Source organism: Deefgea tanakiae (assembly GCF_019665765.1).
GTDB classification, from domain to species: Bacteria; Pseudomonadota; Gammaproteobacteria; order Burkholderiales; family Chitinibacteraceae; genus Deefgea; species Deefgea tanakiae.
Window position 1 is genome coordinate 69,570 of sequence record NZ_CP081150.1, and the last position, 16,774, is coordinate 86,343.

Here is a 16,774-nt window from a genome sequence, read left to right on the forward strand (position 1 = left end):
CTGATTTGGAATTTATGCCGAATTCTTTGCGCACGTCCAACGAACACCTTTGGCAGTCTCTTTCACTCTTTAATTTATTTCGTCTATTGATCGTCATCGGTTTGATGGCGGGGGCATATCTGCTCTCAGGTGGTAGCTTTTTAGAGCGAGACCATTTTTGGGCGTCGATTTTGGTGTTGGCGGGCTATACGCTGTGTGGTTTTGTGTTTATTTTTACAATTGCACGGCGCTGGCCTCGCTTTGATATTCAGTTGTCGATTCAAGTGACCATCGATGTCGCATTTATTGTGACCTTGATGCATTTGGGTGGCGGGATTAAAAGTGGCTTTGGGATTTTGTTGTTACCGTATTTGGCTGCGGCGGGTTTAATTGCCCGCGGTCGAATGACGATGTTTCATGCCGCTGTTGCGAGCTTGGCGCTGTTGGGTGAGTTGGTGTGGAGCGTGCTTAATACCGATGCGGGCGATACGATACCGATGTCGACCGTATTTCTTTGTATCGCTTCATTTGCGGTGGCTTGGCTGGCATACCGCCTATCACGCTACGCTGAAGAAAACCGCGAACTGGCCGAACAGCGTAGTGTCGATATCGCTAATTTGGGGCAGCTTAATGCACGGATTTTGCAGGATGTTTCCGATGGCGTTTTGGTGGTCGATGCACAAAATTTGATTCAGCAATTTAATGAACAAGCCGTTCGTTTTACGGGTTTACGGCCTGATTTGGCGAGCCCCATCGCTGCCGATCTGCCTGAATTGGCTGGGCCTTTAGCGCGGTGGCGCGAGTTTCCCGAGATGGGCAGTAGTGAATTGATTCAAACTGCGGGCGGGCGCAACACGCTGCGGGCTAGGTTTGTGTCTTTGACTTGTGACTCGATGGGTAATGTCTTGATTTATCTTGAAGACATGGCGCGTTTACGGCGTGAGTCGCAACAATTGAAGTTGGCGGCATTGGGCCGATTGACCGCTAATCTGGCGCATGAAATTCGTAATCCGCTAGGAGCAATTAGTCATGCCGCTGAATTGATGCGTGAAGAGGCGGCTGACGATCCTTTGCTGCAAAAACTCACACGGATTATCAACGATAATAGTCAGCGCCTAGAGCGGATGGTCAAGGATGTACTTGAGCTAAATCGTCGAGATCGGGTCAAGCGCATCGATGTGCATTTGGCCGAATGGCTTAATAATTTTGCCGAAGAATTCGTGCAGCAAGAAAAAATACCGATTAAGTTGGCGATTTCATGTGAGCCGCAGGTCGTGGTGCGCTTTGACCCTGGGCATTTACACCAAGTATTGTGGAATTTGGCGCGTAATGGTTGGCGGTATTGCACGCAGCGCGATGGTAGTTTGCAACTACGGGTTGAGCCTTTTCGCGATGGCTGGGTACTCAATGTAATTAATGATGGCCCGCCGGTGCCAGCTGACGCGCAAACGCAATTGTTTGAGCCCTTTTTTACGACCGAAAGTAAAGGCACGGGCTTAGGGCTATATATCGCTCGGGAAATTTGCGCGGCCAATGCCGCTTTGCTTGAATATCATTCTCCACTAGCGGGTGGTGCCTGCTTCCGCATTCTATTTGGATATACTGATGGCGAAAAAATCTAAAGCATTACCGCGTGTCTTGGTCGTTGACGACGAAGTGGATTTGGCCGAGTTGCTGGAGCTGACTCTGCTCAAAATGGGTTTGGACGTGGAAAAAGCCCATGGCGTGATCGCGGCCAAAGCACTGATCGACAGCCAGCATTTTGACTTGTGCTTATCTGATATGCGCATGCCCGATGGGGAGGGCCTCGATTTGGTGCGCCATATTCAGGCTAAAGGCTTGGATTTACCGATTGCGGTGATTACCGCTTACGGCAGTACTGAAAATGCGGTGGCGGCACTCAAAGCGGGTGCGTTTGATTATTTGGCTAAGCCCGTTGCCTTGGAGCAATTGCGTGCGTTGGTCAAATCGGCGCTTAAAATCGACGCCACGCCAGCGGTGAAAGCGGCGCGGCGTGATCGACCTTTGCTGGGTGATTCGGTTGCGCTGCAACAGGTTTTGGTCTTGATAGAGAAATTGGCGCGCAATCAAGCGCCGGTCTATGTGACGGGCGAATCTGGCTCAGGGAAAGAGCGGGCAGCGCGCGCGATTCATGCAAGCTCAAATCGGGCCGAAAAGCCTTTTGTTGCGGTTAATTGCGGTGCAATTCCTGAAAATCTGATGGAAAGCGAGTTTTTTGGTTATCGCAAAGGCGCTTTTACCGGCGCGATGGACGATAGAGAAGGCTTTTTTCAGGCCGCCAACGGCGGAACTTTGTTTTTAGATGAAGTTGCCGATTTGCCATTGGCTATGCAGGTCAAGTTACTTCGTGCGATTCAAGAGCGCAAGGTGCGCCAAGTAGGTGGTGTGAATGAGGTTGATGTGGACGTACGGATTATCTCGGCCACCCATCAAAATTTGGCGCGTTGCGTAGAAAGTGGCAAGTTTCGCCAAGATTTGTACTACCGCTTGAATGTCATCGAGCTAAAAATGCCCGCCTTGCGTGAAATGGGCGACGATGTACTGACGATAGCGCAATTTCTGGTTGAAGACATCGCTGCGCGGCAAGGTATGCCGGTGATGAAATTTACCGCTGCGGCGAAGAAAGCACTCTGCCGCTATGACTTTCCTGGCAATGTTCGAGAGTTGGAAAACATACTTGAGCGGGCGGTGGCCTTGGCCGACGGGACTGAAATTGATAGTGATGATTTGCAACTGCAGCAAAGCCAGTGCGACAAGGCTGAGGCGGTTGCGGCCAATTTGGGCGATACTTATCCGCTGCAAGATTATTTGGATCGCGTCGAAAAAGCGGCCATTGTCGCTGCGCTAGATAAAACAGGTTTTAATCGCACGCAAGCGGCAAAACTGTTAGGCGTTACTTTCCGTAGCTTGCGCTATCGTCTTGAGCGCTTAGGGATTGTTGAGGGTTGAGGGGTATTTGATGCTGGACTATGAAAATAATGTTATTCAGCCAGATACATTAACTATTGATTCGCAAGGCTGGCTGGATGGGGCGCGAATTGTGGCGAGTCCCAACTGCGATGACCGCAAGCCAGAGTGCGTTGCGGATATGGTGGTGATTCATAACATCCATTTGCCGCCGCAGCCCGCAGGTGCGACTGAATTTGGCGGGCCAGATATTGAACGGCTGTTTACCAATTCGCTCAATATTACAGATCATGCCTGCTACGCAGAACTAGCCCAGTTGCGCGTGTCGGCGCATTTTTTGATTCGCCGCGATGGCGAGGTGCTTCAGTTTGTTTCCTGCAATCAACGCGCTTGGCATGCTGGCGTTTCCAATTGGCAGGGGCGTGAGCGCTGCAATGATTTTTCGATCGGTATTGAGATAGAAGGTTCTGACTTTGTGCCGTTCACCGCCATACAGTACCAATCCTTGGATGCGCTCTTATTAGCAATTCAAGCGCGCTATCCGATTGTCCATGTGGTCGGCCATAGTGAAATTGCTCCTGAACGAAAAACCGATCCCGGTCCGTTTTTTGTATGGGAAAAACGTCCGCAATCCATTTTGGAATTACGCCAAACTGGCTACACAAGCGAAAGCTAATTAGTGTGCGGTTTCGTCGCAACAATGCACTGAAATCGTGCCTTAAGTGATTGAAGCGGGACTATAATTCGCTTCCTTTGCAAGTCTCTCAAAGAAGTCTTATGTCAGCAGCTCAAACGCAAGACCCAAAAAAACTCGCAGGCCTCGTGGTCGGCGCGATTGGCGTGGTTTATGGCGATATTGGTACCAGCCCTTTATATACCCTCAAAGAATGTTTCAATGGCCACGTTGCGCTGGAGTTGAATGCGTTTAATGTACTGGGCATCTTGTCGCTGATTTTTTGGGGCTTGATGCTGGTTGTGACGGTGAAATATGTATCGATCATCTTGCGTGCTGATAATCGCGGCGAAGGCGGTATTTTGGCGCTGATGGCCTTGGCGATGCGCGTGGTTAGCAATAGCCCGCGCAAAGCTTTTTGGGTCGCGATGATGGGGATTTTTGGCGCCGCCTTGTTTGCGGGTGAAAGTATCATCACCCCCGCGATTTCAGTGCTATCTGCTTTGGAGGGGATTAGCATTATCTCGCACACACTTGATCCTTATATTTTACCGATTGCCATTATGGTGATGGTGGCCTTGTTTGCGATGCAGTCGCGTGGCACGGCGCTGGTGGGAAAACTGTTTGGCCCTGTGATGGTCACGTGGTTTGTCGTGATTGCCGCCTTGGGTGTGATTAATATCATTAAGGCGCCGCACGTACTGGCCGCAGTGAATCCACTGTATGCCGTCGATTTCTTTTTTGCTCATCCTTGGGTGGCTTTTGTACTGCTTGGCGCAGTGGTGCTCTGCTTGACCGGCGTAGAAGCCTTGTATGCCGATATGGGCCATTTTGGCCGCCCTGCGATTCGTTATGCTTGGTTCTTGCTGGTTTTGCCTGCTTTATTGCTTAATTATTATGGCCAAGGCGCATTACTCTTAACGAACCCTGAAGCGATTAAAAATCCGTTTTATTTCCTTGCGCCCACTTGGGCGCACCCGCCTTTGGTGGTGCTTGCCACGATGGCGACAGTGATTGCGTCGCAAGCGGTAATTTCTGGTGCATTTTCGGTCGCAAATCAAGCGATCCAACTGGGTTTTTGCCCGCGGATGGATATTCAACACACATCTGCACAAGAGCGCGGCCAAATTTATATTCCGGGCATCAATTGGTTCTTGCTACTTTCAGTCATTGCCTTGATTTTGGCATTTAGAAGCTCAAGTAATTTGGCTGCGGCGTATGGTTTTGCAGTGACGTGTACGATGGTGATGACGACTTTGCTGGCTTTTGTGGTCGCGAGCCGTCATTTCAAGGGCGCTAAAAAGCACGGTATGTTTGCTTTATTGGGTGTATTGCTTGTCGTTGATTTGGCGTTCTTCTCGTCGAACATCTTGAAATTGCATCAAGGTGGTTGGTTCCCTCTGCTGATCGGTATGATTGCTTTTACAATGATGATGACGTGGAAACGCGGGCGAAGTTTGTTGAGTGCAAAACTACGCGAAGGCGAAATGCCATTAACTGGCTTTGTTGAAAGTTTAGAAGCTAGCCCACCGCAACGCGTTGAAGGTTTGTCGATCTTTATGACCGCGAGTAGCGATTCGGTACCGCATGCGCTACTGCATAATTTGAAACACAATAAAGTACTGCACGAACAGGTTGTATTTTTGACGATTCAATCTTGCGACATTCCGTTTGTGCCGACTAAGGAACGCGTGACGGTTCGCAGAATGGGCGAGACTTTTTACCAAGTCATCGCAACCTTTGGCTTTAAAGAAGAGCCGAGCGTGCCCGCCGTGCTAGAGCAAGTGACGCATTTGCAGCCTGAGCTGGTTTTTGACGATATGAATACCTCGTTCTTCTTATCGCGCGAAACGATTGTCGAGGCGAAATATCCATCGATGACTTGGTGGCGTCGTCGCTTATTTAGCTTTATGAGCCGCAATGCGACGCGCGTGACCAACTTCTTCAAAATCCCACCCAATCGCGTCGTGGAAATGGGGATGCAAGTCGAGTTGTAATGGGTATTGGTGTATAGCTATTGATTGAGAATGGCTATAACTATATACATATAGAGAACGCAGCCTTCGAGCTGCGTTTTTTTATAACTGTTTGAGGTGCGAAATACAGCGATCGGCGGCAGGATGTCCGCGCATGCCACTACGTAACCATACCGTTTGCATGCCGATTTTTTTTGCGGTGACAAGGTTATCAATACTGTCCTCGACCATGATGCAATCTTTGGCACTGAGCTTGAATTGCCGCAGCATTTGATGGTAAGCCTTGGGTATTGGCTTGGGGGTTAGTCTTAGTGTGTCAATGGCGGCAATACCCGAAAAGTAGCGATCGATGTCTAGTGCCGACAGCATGGCACGGGCGTAGGCAATCGGCCCGTTGGTGAAGAGTATTTTTTGGCCGGGCAGGCGCTGTAGCGTGGTCTTGAGCTGCGGCATGGGGTGGATTTCAGTGAGTAACTGCGCTAGCGGATGGCATGCGGCCAAAAAATGATGGGGATTGAGATGACTATGATGCCGAATCAGTCCCAGCATCGTCGCCCCATAACGCCGCCAGTAGTCTTGTCGTAAATGATTGGCTTGGCTGTGGTTGAGTTGCAGATTGTCTTGCAGCCACGTGGTCATCGACGCATCAATAATCGGAAAAGCATGCTGGCTGGCGTTGTGCAGCGTGTTGTCGAGGTCAAAAATCCAAGTGCTTTGCATAAAATAGACAATAAAAATGGCCGATGAATTCGGCCATTGTGTCGAGTTTGTCGGCTAGCGACAATGCTCTTAGTGATAAATATATTGAGCGAGTTGCTCAATGGTGAATTCTTGGTCCGCCATCTTTTCTTGTACTAAGTCGCCAATAGATAAAATCCCCAGGACTTTGTCGCCATCTAAAACGGGTAAATGGCGAATGCGCTTTTCAGTCATCAGCCCCATGCATTCATCGGTGGTCGCGCTGGGTGGTACACAGAGTAGTTTGTGGGTCATGATGTCGGAAACGGGGGTGCCGGCCGAAGTTTTTCCCATCAGAACGACTTTGCGGGCGTAATCGCGTTCCGAAAAAATCCCGACGAGTTTTTCACTTTCCATGACCAGGATCGCGCCGATATTTGCGTCGGCCATCATTTGCAAAGCTTGGTAGACCGTTGCGGTTGGTGAGACTGAAATGGTTTCGTGTTTGGCCTTGGCGGCGAGGAGTTGGCGGGCAGTTTTCATGGTTTGGCTCTCAGGGCTACAAGGTACTTTTACTTTAGCTGTCGATCCTTGAGAAGCAAGAAAAAAGGACGACTATGCGTCGTCCTTTTTCGGGATGTTGTTCAGGCTTATTTAGCGCGAATCATCGTGCCAACACCTTGCTCGGTGAGGACTTCAAGCAAGAGTGCGTGTTTAACGCGGCCATCGATGATATGCACTGCATTGACGCCACTTTTTGCTGCATCGAGTGCGGATGAGATTTTTGGCAACATACCACCAGAAATGGTGCCATCAGCAAACAATTCATCAATACGGCGTGCCGTGAGTTTGGTAAGTAGATTGCCTTCTTTATCGAGTACGCCTGGCGTGTTGGTCATAAGGATTAGTTTTTCGGCTTTCAAGACCTCAGCTAATTTACCTGCCACCAAATCAGCATTGATATTCAGGCTTTCGCCGGTGGCATCGACACCAATGGGTGCAATCACTGGAATAAAGTCGGCGGCATCTAAATGCAGCACAATCGATGGATCGATACTTTGAATTTCGCCCACTTGGCCGATATCGATATTGTTTTCGCCCATATTGTCTTTGAGCATCATTTTACGGGCGCGGATAAAGTGGCCGTCTTGACCGGTTAAGCCCACGGCTTTGCCACCGTGTTTGTTAATTAGCGACACGATTTCTTTATTCACATGGCCGCCTAAGACCATCTCAACCACGTCCATTGTTTCGGCGTCGGTCACACGCATCCCTTGGATGAACTCGCCTTTTTTGCCGATACGATCGAGCAAATCATTAATTTGCGGGCCGCCGCCGTGAACGACTACTGGATTCATGCCCACTAGTTTGAGTAAGACCACGTCCGATGCAAAACCATCCTTGAGTTCTTCATCAATCATCGCGTTGCCACCGTATTTAATCACGATGGTTTTGTCTAAAAAGCGCTGAATATACGGCAGTGCTTCAGAGAGAATTTCAGCTTTGATTTGCGGGGTGATATCGGGCATGACGGGCTCCAAGGAAAGGCCAGATGAATTGCTCGCGATTGTACCGTATTCGTTTGTAAAGAGTGGGGCGGATTGCCGCAAAATTAATGTCAATCGATTAGCTTTTCTCGATTGACGTAGACATTAGATATGCTGATAATAAATGAACGTTCATTTATTAGTGGTTTGTCATGTCAATCTGCCCCGTAAAATGTTGGACCCGCCGAAAAGAGGCTAGACCGCAAGAAATCCTTGAGGCAGCTTTGGTTTTGTTTGTGGAAAAAGGCTTTGCTGCAACCAAAATCGAAGACATCGCGCGCGCTGCGGGCGTCACACGCGGTACGCCGTATTTGTACTTTGCCAATAAAGAAGAAATCTTCAAATCAGTGATTCGTTCTTTGCTGGTGCCGCAACTCGCCGTTGGCGAGACTTTGCTAAAAGAGTGGCAGGGTAGTACGCGTGATTTATTGATTGAGCTATTTCAAATGTGGTGGCGCACCGTGGGTGATACCTCGCTCTCTGCATTGCCCAAATTGATGGTCGCCGAAGGTGGTAACTTTCCTGATGTAATGGCTTTGTACAATGAAGAATTTATCTTGCCGGGCCAAGGATTGATCCGTCATGTGTTGGAGCTTGGCGTGGGGCGCGGCGAGTTGGTCGTGGAAGACATTGAATATGCGGTGCACGTTGTATCAGCGCCGATTGTGATGGCGATGATGATGAAAAACACACCATTGTCCTGTTTGCCTAGTAATTTTTCAGCCGAGCGCTATGTGCAATGCACGCTCGATTTATTTTTAAATGGCCTAATGGCTCGCTCTGTGGATGCTACTCATGCTCAATAAACGCAACGTACTGATTGTTTCTGTTCTATTGGCTTTAGCTGCGTGCAAATCCGAGGTGAAGCCTGTTGCTGAAATTCGCCCTGTTCGAACGATGGTCGTGGGCGGCGCATTGCCCGCAGCGGCAGAGGTTTATAGCGGTGAAGTGCGAGCACGGCATGAAGTGCCGATGGGTTTTCGCATTCCGGGTAAATTAATTAGCCGCAGTGTGGATGTGGGCGCCAATGTGAAAAAAGGCCAAGTGTTGGCCAAATTGGATGCGGGCGATGTGGCGCTGAATGCCAGCGCGGCTAGCGCAGGGCTTGCCTCGGCACAAGCGCAGTTGTCGCAAGCGAGTATTGATTACAAGCGCTCTTTGGAATTATTGGCGCAGAATTTCGTGAGCCAAGCTGAAGTCGATAAGCGTAAAACGGCGCTGATTTCAGCGCAAAAACAAGCAGAGCAGGCCAAGGCGCAAGTTGATTTGGCTAATAATCAAGCTAGCTATGCCCAGTTGATTGCCGATGGCGACGGCGTGGTGACCAAAACGCTGGCTGAACCCGGTTCGGTGTTGGCGGCAGGGCAATCGGTGCTGATGGTGGCCAAGGCCGGCGCCTATGAGGCGGTGATCGATGTGCCAGAAAATCGCGTACAAGCATGGCAAGCCGGGCAAAAAGTGAAATTGGTTTTGTGGTCGGATGATTCATCTCACCTTGATGGCGTTGTGAATGAAGTTTCTCCATCGGCCGATCCGCAAACACGTACCTATCGTGTCAAGGTGACGCTGCCCGAAAATAGCGGTGCCGCATTGGGCATGACGATACAGGTCAAGCAAGTTTTTGCCTCGACCGAGCCGGTTGCAGAAATATCCGTACCGATGTCGGCAATTTATGGCAAAGAAAAAGCCATGCGCGTGTGGATTGTTGATGCCAAAAAGACCGTACACAGTCGTGAAATCACCATCCTTGGGTATCAAGGTCAGCAAGTTCGGATCAAGGGGGTGCCAGCGGGTTCGGTGGTGGTCACGGCGGGCGTCCATTTATTACGTGAAGGCCAAGCCGTGAAAATCTTAGCGCCACAAGAAGGGGCATAAGATGACTCAGACTAAAGAGACATTTAATTTATCCGCGTGGGCGCTGAAGCATCAGTCTTTGGTACTGTATCTGATGGTAGTCCTTTCTCTTGCTGGTGTACTGGCGTATACCCAGTTAGGGCAAAAAGAAGATCCAGAGTTTACGTTTAAGGCCATGGTGGTGCGCAGCTTTTGGCCGGGCGCATCCGCCGCCGAAGTTGAGCGGCAAGTCACTGACCGACTCGAAGAAGCGCTACAAGGCATTCCTGAGATCGACTACACCAAAAGTTATTCCCGCTCGGGCGAGGCGCTGATTACCGTGATGCTGCACGAAAGCATTCGTGGCGACAAAGTCAATAACGCTTGGTATCAAGTTCGAAAACGGATTAATGATGCCAAAGGCAAATTGCCGCCGGGTGTGGTCGGGCCATTTTTTAATGATGAATTTGGCGAAACCTACGGTAGTTTGTATGCATTTACGCGCGATGGCTTTAATGATGCCGAGCTGAAGAAATACGTCGAAAGCGTGCGTACTGAGTTGCTGCGGATTCCCGATATTAATAAAGTCACACTGATTGCACCGCAAGATGAAAAGATTTATGTCGAATATCGCAGCGCGAAATTGGCGACCTTGGGTATTACACCGCTGCAAATCAATCAGGTTCTGGCTGCGACCAATACGGTGACGCCGGCTGGGGTCGTCGAAGGCCGTGATGAGCGTGTGTTTTTGCGTGTAAGTGGAGGCTTTGATGCGGTTGAAACGATCAAAGCGACGCCGATCACCGTCAATGGCAAAACCTTCCGCGTGAGTGATGTGGCGGAGGTGGTGCGCGCTTCACTGACTCCGGCTGAAACACGGATGTATTTCCAAGGAGAACCTGCGATTGGCTTGGGCATTTCGATGCGGCAAGGCGGCAATGTGCTCAAAATGGGCGAGCAGATTGATACCGTGATTGCGCAAGTCAAAGCCAATTTACCGGTGGGTGTTGAAGTTCACGCAGTGTCGGACCAGCCGGCGGTGGTGAAATCGGCGGTACATATCTTTATGAAGTCATTGCTGGAAGCTGTGGCGATTGTGTTGGCGGTGAGCTTTTTGGCGCTGGGCTTTCGAATGGGCATCGTGGTGGCCTTGTCGATTCCGCTGGTGCTGGCGCTGACGTTCTTATGCATGAAATTATTCAATTTGGAGTTGCAACGCATCTCGCTAGGCGCTTTGGTGATTGCACTCGGTTTGATGGTCGACGACGCAATTATTGCCGTTGAAATGATGGCATTGAAACTGGAGCAAGGCTGGGATCGCTTTAGCGCAGCGACATTTGCGTATAGCTCGACTGCATTTCCGATGTTGACGGGTACTTTGATTACTGCGGCGGGGTTTTTGCCTGTAGGGCTTGCTAAATCTAACGCGGGTGAATATACCTTCTCTATTTTTGCCGTGGTCGGTTTAGCCTTGATTTTGTCATGGGTCGTTGCGGTGCTGTTTACGCCGTATATGGGCTATCACTTGCTGCCGGAAAACCTCAAAGAACATGAGCACGATGCACACGGTGGTAAGTTTTACACCGCGTTTCGCCGTTGGGTGACGTGGTGTATTACTTGGCGAAAAACGACGATTGCGTTGACCGTGGCGGCGTTTGTCGCCTCGGTCGTGCTGTTCGCAGTCGCTGTGCCAAAACAATTCTTCCCCGCTTCTAGCCGACCCGAATTGATGGTCGATTTGTGGTTGCCGTATACGGCGTCCTTTGAGGCGACTGAGCGCGAAGTTAAAAAAATCGAAGCGATTTTGATGAAAGATCCCGATGTGGCGAGTGTGACCAGCTACGTTGGCGTTGGCTCGCCGCGTTATTACATGCCGCTTGATGAGCAAATGCCCAACTTAAACTTTGGCCAGCTTACCGTGATGACCAAAGACGAGCATGTACGCGAGAATGTCTATCAACGGGTGAAAGCGCTGTTTGACAATGATTTTCCAAATGTGCGTGGTCGCGTTACGCGCTTAGAAAACGGCCCGCCCGTAGGTTATCCAGTGCAATTTCGTGTGATTGGCCCAGATCAAAAGCAATTGAAAATTATTGCCAATGACGTAGCGAACGTAATGCGCCAGAATCCACACCTGCGACAAGTGCATACTGATTGGGGTGAGCAGGTCAAAGTCTTGCATTTGAATGTCGACCAAGACAAATTACGTGCAGCGGGGCTGACTTCTCAGCAGTTAGCGCAATCTTTGCAGATGGCAGTCAGCGGAGTGACCGCCACCGCTTTGCGAGAAGATAATCTACAAATCGAAGTGGTGAGTCGTTTGGCGACCGATGAACGAATTCGACTCGATTTCTTGGCGAATTTACCAATTCCCTTGCCATCGGGGCGTAGTGTACCTTTATCGCAATTGGCGAAAATAAGTTTGGAAAGTGAAGAAAGTATTATTTGGCATCGTAACCGTGTGCCTGCGTTGACGGTACGAGCTGATGTACGTGGTAATGCGCAAGCACCTGATATCTCGAATGCGCTCTGGCCAAAAATGATGGAAATCAAAGCGAAACTGCCTTTGGGTTACCATATTGAGGCGGGCGGCACTTTGGAGTCGTCTAAAATCTCTGAGGAGTCGATCGCTGCTGTGATGCCATTAATGCTAGTGGTGGTGATGACTTTGCTGATGCTGCAGCTACAAAGTATTCAGAGAATGATTATGGTCTTGTTGACCGCGCCGCTGGGCATGATTGGCGTGACGATTGCCTTGCTGTTATTCCAAGCCCCGTTTGGCTTTGTAGCGACCTTGGGTGTGATTGCCTTGTCCGGCATGATTATGCGCAACTCGGTCATTTTGATGGACCAAATCGAGCAAGACATCGTAGGTGGCAGTGCGCCATGGGATGCCGTGATTGATTCGGCTGTGCGCCGTTTCCGCCCGATTATGCTCACTGCCTTAGCGGCCATATTGGCGATGATTCCGTTGACCCGCGATACATTCTGGGGGCCGATGGCAATTGCGATTATGGGCGGCTTATTTGTCGCAACGATTTTGACTTTATTATTCTTGCCTGCACTTTATGCTGCTTGGTTCAAACTGAAACCCGCTGCACCTGCGGTATTGGGAACAAAATGAAAAAAACGATTTTAGCCTTGAGCGTGGCCTTATTGAGTAGCCCCAGTTTTTCTGCGGATTTACTGGCGGCGTGGCGCGCAGCGCAGCAGCATGATGCGAGTTTTCTAGCTGCGCGTTATGCCCAAACAGCGGGAAGTGAGAAAGCCAATCAAGGGCAGGCGCTCTTGCTGCCCTCGGTCACTTTGGGGGGCAATACGACGTATTCTAATACCGATTTTTCTCCCGGAAAAACCAGTGCAAGTGTGAAAGATACGCAAAGCAGTGGTCAGGCCTACGGTTACTCAATTACGGCGACTCAGCCGGTTTATCGGGTAGATGCTTTTGCATCGGCAGATCAACTCAAACAGCAAGCTAAATTGGCCGAGGTGCAATTTCGGGTTGCGGAGCAAGATTTAATTTTGCGTGTTGCGAAAGCCTATTTCGAAGTATTGGCTGCCGATGAAAAGGTCGTTTTAGCCAATGCTGAGAAAAAAGCAGTCGGTGAGCAATTGGCGTTTGCTAAAAAAGCCTTTGAAGTCGGCGTGGCGACTATTGCTGATACGGATGAAGCGCAAGCTTCATATGACACGATTGTTGCGTATGAAATTCAGGCTAAAAATGAGCAGCAGGTGAAGCGAAATGCGTTTACTTTATTGACGGCTGTGAATGCCGAATCCATTGCACGCTTAAGTGAAAAAATTGAACCTACTTCAGTTGAGCCTAACGATTTGTCGGTTTGGTTGAAAAAATCAAGCGACACCAGTTTAAATATCAGTGGCCAATTGTTGCAATTAGATATTGCAACTCGAGAAGTCGATAAATATCGCTTTGAAAGTTCACCTAAAGTCGATTTAGTCGCTAATTATGGCCAAAATTGGGATAGCAGCGGGATTTCTCGTTCAGGCGGGCTGGATCAAACGAATAAAGGAGCGATTACGCTGCAATTATCGATTCCACTGTTTACCGGCGGGCGTCGCTCATCTGAATTACGTGAAGCGGCAGCAAGACAGTCTGAGCAAAGGGAAACGCTGGAAGCAACGCGCAGGAATACCGAACAATTAACGACCCAAGCATTTTTAGGTGTTAATGCCGGTGCAGCGCAAATTACCGCCTTAGAGCAAGTACTTAAATCAAGTCAAAGCTTATTAGCATCGAGTAAATTAGGTCGCGATGTGGGCGTTCGAACCACTGTTGATGTACTGAATGCGGAGCGCAAATTATTTAGCACGCGTTATGATTTAACTGTAGCTAGATATACCTATCTTTACACGAGATTGCAGCTAGCTGCCGTCACGGGTGATTTAGATGAAAAAGACTTACGATTTGTTAATCGTTGGTTAGTGAATTAATTATCTATCTGCAATATTGACCTTGAATTATTAGAACGTCGGCTGCATAATCATTTGGTAATCAATACACATGCATTAATTTGAGGAGTCAGCAATGGATTTATCTACTTTAGGTTACCAAGAATTAGTTGAGTTGCGCACGCAACTTGATGGCGAATTAGTTCGTCGTAAAGAACAAGAAAAAAGCCGTATCTTGAGCCAATTGCAAAGTGCTGCTGCTGCCAGCGGTTTCACAATTGCAGAATTGTTGGGTGAAGTATCTGGCAAAAAAGGCGCGAAAAAAGCACCTGCAGCCGCTGCTTATATGAATCCAGCCGATGCAAGCCAAACTTGGTCTGGCCGTGGCCGTAAACCACAATGGGTTCACGATGCAATTGCTAATGGCGCATCTTTGGATACATTGAAAATCTAATTCATCATTTTGATTTGATGAATCAGTGAACAGGGCGCGCGGTCGCCCTGTTTCTATTTGTAAAAACGTATTCTGTTTAGAGTCTATTTATGTCCCATGCCCTCACTGCTAAATTAAACCCACAACAGGCTGCGGCGGTTGAATTACCCGCCGAGCATGCCTTGATTTTAGCTGGGGCTGGCAGTGGTAAAACCAGTGTTTTAACAACACGAATTGCTTGGTTATTATCGACGGGGCAAATTAGTCCATCCGGTTTATTGGCGGTGACATTTACCAATAAGTCTGCAAAAGAAATGCTATCTCGAATTACCGCCATGTTGCCACTGAATCCGCGTGGCTTATGGGTGGGGACTTTTCACGGCTTATGCAATCGCATGCTACGTTTACATCACCGTGATGCGGGATTACCCGAGGCTTTTGCGATTTTGGATCAATCTGAGCAATTGGGGGCGATTAAACGCGTCTTGAAATTTCTCGGTTTAGACGACGATAAATATCCACCACGTGCCGTACAAAATTATATTAATGGCCATAAAGAAAATGGCCGCCGTGCCGGTGATGTGGATGCTTTTGATGATTATTCACGGCAATTGCGTTTGGCGTATGAAGAATATGAAAAACAATGCAATCGTGAAGGCGTGGCTGATTTTTCTGAATTATTACTGCGTTGTTACGAATTGTTGACGCATAAACCTGAAATTAGAAAACATTATCAAGAACGATTTGCGCACGTTTTAGTGGATGAGTTTCAAGATACCAATCGATTGCAATATGCTTGGCTGAAATTATTGGCAGGTAAAAATAGCGCTATTTTTGCTGTGGGCGATGATGATCAATCCATTTATGCATTTCGCGGTGCGAATGTCGGCAATATGGTTGATTTTCAAAGTGATTTTTCCGTGAAACATGTGATTCGCTTGGAACAAAATTATCGCAGTCACGGCAATATTCTTGATGCAGCCAATGCCGTAATTAGCAATAACACCCAGCGGCTTGGTAAAGAGCTGTGGACGCAAGCCAGCGCGGGTGAACCGATTCGCGTTTTTGAAGGCGCGTCTGATTTTGAAGAGGCCCAATTTATTGTCGAAGAGGCACAAACGCTAATTCGTGATGGCATGGCTTCTAGTGAAATAGCCATTTTGTATCGCAGCAATGCGCAATCACGGATTATCGAACATGCGCTCTTTTCGGCGGGCGTGCCATATCGGGTGTATGGCGGCTTGCGCTTTTTCGAGCGCCAAGAAATCAAACACGCGCTGGCTTACCTACGCTTGATTGCGAATCCATCGGATGACAATGCTTTTCTACGCGTGGTGAACTTCCCAACGCGTGGCATCGGTCTCAAAAGTGTTGAAGCGATTGTCGATCGTGCGCGATTGGAAGGCTGCTCCTTGTGGCAAGCTGCTTGTGCTGGTGCCAGTGGCCGTGGCGCGGTCGCCTTGGGTAAATTTGTGCATATTATTGAAGCGATGCGTAATCAGGTGGAAGGTCTGCCGATGACCGAAGTCGTCGATATGATGCTCGACCTATCGGGTTTGTTGACGCACTACAAGAATGACAAAGAAGGCGAAGAGCGGGTTGCTAACTTGGAAGAGTTGATTAATGCGGCCGCGACGTTTATTAGCGAAGATGAAAATAACCTGATTGCGTTTTTGTCGCACGCTAGTCTTGAAGCTGGTGACCATCAAGCGGGGGCGCATGAAGAAGCGCTGCAATTGATGACGGTACACGCGGCTAAGGGTTTGGAGTTTCACGCGGTGTTTTTGTCGGGGCTAGAAGAAGGCCTATTCCCGCACGATAATAGCGCCAATGACAAAGCGGGCGTCGAAGAAGAGCGACGCTTGATGTATGTCGCCATTACCCGCGCGCGGCAACGCTTGTATATTAGTCTGGCGCAAAGCCGGATGCTGCACGGGCAAACGCGTTACGGCGTGGCGAGCCGATTCTTGGATGAGATTCCGCAAGAGCTGCTTAAATATTTGAACCGTGGATACGCACCGAGCAGCTATAGTTCAGCAGCAGCCTACGTTCCGCCTGCTGCATCGCCGAAAAAATCGACACCAGAGCATGGCCTGAGTATTGGGATGAAAGTCGAACATCCGAAATTTGGTCTCGGTGTCGTCACCGATCATGAAGGTGGCGCAACGGGGAATGTGCAGGTCAATTTTGCTCAGTTTGGTAGTAAATGGTTGGCGGTCGCCTATGCCAAGCTCAAGCCTGTATAGGGGTATTGCCATCTGGCTATTTATCTCAAATACCTAGATTGATATACCTATAAATTATTTTACGAAGTGAT

The 16,774-nt window shown here is 49.1% G+C and carries 13 protein-coding genes; 10 read left to right on the forward strand and 3 right to left on the reverse strand.

Annotated features, from left to right (window positions below):
* Positions 1-14 precede the first annotated feature (14 nt).
* From K4H28_RS00315 to K4H28_RS00330, 4 genes are all read left to right on the forward strand, one after another.
* Positions 15-1,601, forward strand: a complete 1,587-nt coding sequence (locus K4H28_RS00315; RefSeq protein WP_221006300.1) for a sensor histidine kinase — start codon at positions 15-17, stop codon at positions 1,599-1,601.
* Positions 1,585-2,949, forward strand: a complete 1,365-nt coding sequence (locus K4H28_RS00320) for a sigma-54-dependent transcriptional regulator (protein ID WP_221006301.1) — start codon at positions 1,585-1,587, stop codon at positions 2,947-2,949. The genes K4H28_RS00315 and K4H28_RS00320 overlap by 17 nt, the downstream gene beginning before the upstream one ends.
* Before the next feature lie 10 nt (positions 2,950-2,959).
* Complete coding sequence (gene ampD / locus K4H28_RS00325; RefSeq protein ID WP_221006302.1) at positions 2,960-3,583, forward strand: 1,6-anhydro-N-acetylmuramyl-L-alanine amidase AmpD; 624 nt, start codon at positions 2,960-2,962, stop codon at positions 3,581-3,583.
* Positions 3,584-3,684: 101 nt separating this feature from the next.
* Positions 3,685-5,577: a potassium transporter Kup gene (locus K4H28_RS00330; protein ID WP_221006303.1), complete on the forward strand. Its 1,893-nt coding sequence runs from the start codon at positions 3,685-3,687 to the stop codon at positions 5,575-5,577.
* 81 nt (positions 5,578-5,658) lie between these two features.
* Here K4H28_RS00330 and K4H28_RS00335 read toward each other — a convergent pair whose 3' ends face one another.
* The 3 genes from K4H28_RS00335 to argB all read right to left on the reverse strand — a co-directional run bounded on the left by K4H28_RS00335 (position 5,659) and on the right by argB (position 7,763).
* Complete coding sequence (locus K4H28_RS00335) at positions 5,659-6,276, reverse strand: pyrimidine 5'-nucleotidase (protein ID WP_221006304.1); 618 nt, start codon at positions 6,274-6,276, stop codon at positions 5,659-5,661.
* 69 nt (positions 6,277-6,345) lie between these two features.
* On the reverse strand, positions 6,346-6,777 hold the full coding sequence (locus K4H28_RS00340) for a CBS domain-containing protein (RefSeq protein WP_221006305.1): 432 nt from the start codon (positions 6,775-6,777) through the stop codon (positions 6,346-6,348).
* A 107-nt stretch (positions 6,778-6,884) separates the two neighbouring features.
* Complete coding sequence (gene argB, locus K4H28_RS00345) at positions 6,885-7,763, reverse strand: acetylglutamate kinase (protein ID WP_221006306.1); 879 nt, start codon at positions 7,761-7,763, stop codon at positions 6,885-6,887.
* A gap of 170 nt (positions 7,764-7,933) precedes the next feature.
* On the opposite strand from argB, the gene K4H28_RS00350 reads away from it, so the two are divergent.
* From K4H28_RS00350 to K4H28_RS00375, 6 genes are all read left to right on the forward strand, one after another.
* Positions 7,934-8,587 (forward strand): TetR/AcrR family transcriptional regulator, encoded by a 654-nt coding sequence (locus K4H28_RS00350; RefSeq protein WP_221006307.1) that lies wholly within the window; start codon positions 7,934-7,936, stop codon positions 8,585-8,587.
* Positions 8,577-9,656, forward strand: coding sequence for an efflux RND transporter periplasmic adaptor subunit (locus tag K4H28_RS00355; RefSeq protein ID WP_221006308.1), 1,080 nt, complete (start codon positions 8,577-8,579; stop codon positions 9,654-9,656). The genes K4H28_RS00350 and K4H28_RS00355 overlap by 11 nt, the downstream gene beginning before the upstream one ends.
* 1 nt (position 9,657) lies before the next feature.
* A complete protein-coding gene (locus tag K4H28_RS00360) occupies positions 9,658-12,738 on the forward strand; it encodes an efflux RND transporter permease subunit (protein WP_221006309.1) in 3,081 nt (1,026 codons plus the stop codon).
* Positions 12,735-14,066, forward strand: coding sequence for a TolC family outer membrane protein (locus K4H28_RS00365; protein ID WP_221006310.1), 1,332 nt, complete (start codon positions 12,735-12,737; stop codon positions 14,064-14,066). The genes K4H28_RS00360 and K4H28_RS00365 overlap by 4 nt, the downstream gene beginning before the upstream one ends.
* A gap of 94 nt (positions 14,067-14,160) precedes the next feature.
* Positions 14,161-14,478 carry an H-NS histone family protein gene (locus tag K4H28_RS00370; protein WP_221006311.1) on the forward strand — a complete coding sequence of 106 codons (318 nt, stop codon included), beginning with the start codon at positions 14,161-14,163 and terminating at the stop codon, positions 14,476-14,478.
* 89 nt (positions 14,479-14,567) lie between these two features.
* The gene (locus tag K4H28_RS00375) at positions 14,568-16,703 is read left to right on the forward strand and encodes a UvrD-helicase domain-containing protein (protein WP_221006312.1); all 2,136 of its coding nucleotides are present in this window, start codon (positions 14,568-14,570) and stop codon (positions 16,701-16,703) included.
* The last annotated feature ends 71 nt before the right edge of the window (positions 16,704-16,774 follow it).

Excerpts from the sequence above, each read along its gene's own strand:
- K4H28_RS00320 (WP_221006301.1), top strand. The coding sequence starts at position 1,585 with ATGGCGAAAAAATCTAAAGCATTACCGCGTGTCTTGGTCGTTGACGAC.
- K4H28_RS00340 (WP_221006305.1), bottom strand. The coding sequence starts at position 6,777 with ATGAAAACTGCCCGCCAACTCCTCGCCGCCAAGGCCAAACACGAAACC.
- K4H28_RS00335 (WP_221006304.1), bottom strand. The coding sequence starts at position 6,276 with ATGCAAAGCACTTGGATTTTTGACCTCGACAACACGCTGCACAACGCC.
- K4H28_RS00375 (WP_221006312.1), top strand. The coding sequence starts at position 14,568 with ATGTCCCATGCCCTCACTGCTAAATTAAACCCACAACAGGCTGCGGCG.
- K4H28_RS00350 (WP_221006307.1), top strand. The coding sequence starts at position 7,934 with ATGTCAATCTGCCCCGTAAAATGTTGGACCCGCCGAAAAGAGGCTAGA.
- K4H28_RS00315 (WP_221006300.1), top strand. The coding sequence starts at position 15 with ATGCCGAATTCTTTGCGCACGTCCAACGAACACCTTTGGCAGTCTCTT.
- K4H28_RS00355 (WP_221006308.1), top strand. The coding sequence starts at position 8,577 with ATGCTCAATAAACGCAACGTACTGATTGTTTCTGTTCTATTGGCTTTA.
- K4H28_RS00330 (WP_221006303.1), top strand. The coding sequence starts at position 3,685 with ATGTCAGCAGCTCAAACGCAAGACCCAAAAAAACTCGCAGGCCTCGTG.
- K4H28_RS00365 (WP_221006310.1), top strand. The coding sequence starts at position 12,735 with ATGAAAAAAACGATTTTAGCCTTGAGCGTGGCCTTATTGAGTAGCCCC.
- ampD (WP_221006302.1), top strand. The coding sequence starts at position 2,960 with ATGCTGGACTATGAAAATAATGTTATTCAGCCAGATACATTAACTATT.
- argB (WP_221006306.1), bottom strand. The coding sequence starts at position 7,763 with ATGCCCGATATCACCCCGCAAATCAAAGCTGAAATTCTCTCTGAAGCA.
- K4H28_RS00360 (WP_221006309.1), top strand. The coding sequence starts at position 9,658 with ATGACTCAGACTAAAGAGACATTTAATTTATCCGCGTGGGCGCTGAAG.
- K4H28_RS00370 (WP_221006311.1), top strand. The coding sequence starts at position 14,161 with ATGGATTTATCTACTTTAGGTTACCAAGAATTAGTTGAGTTGCGCACG.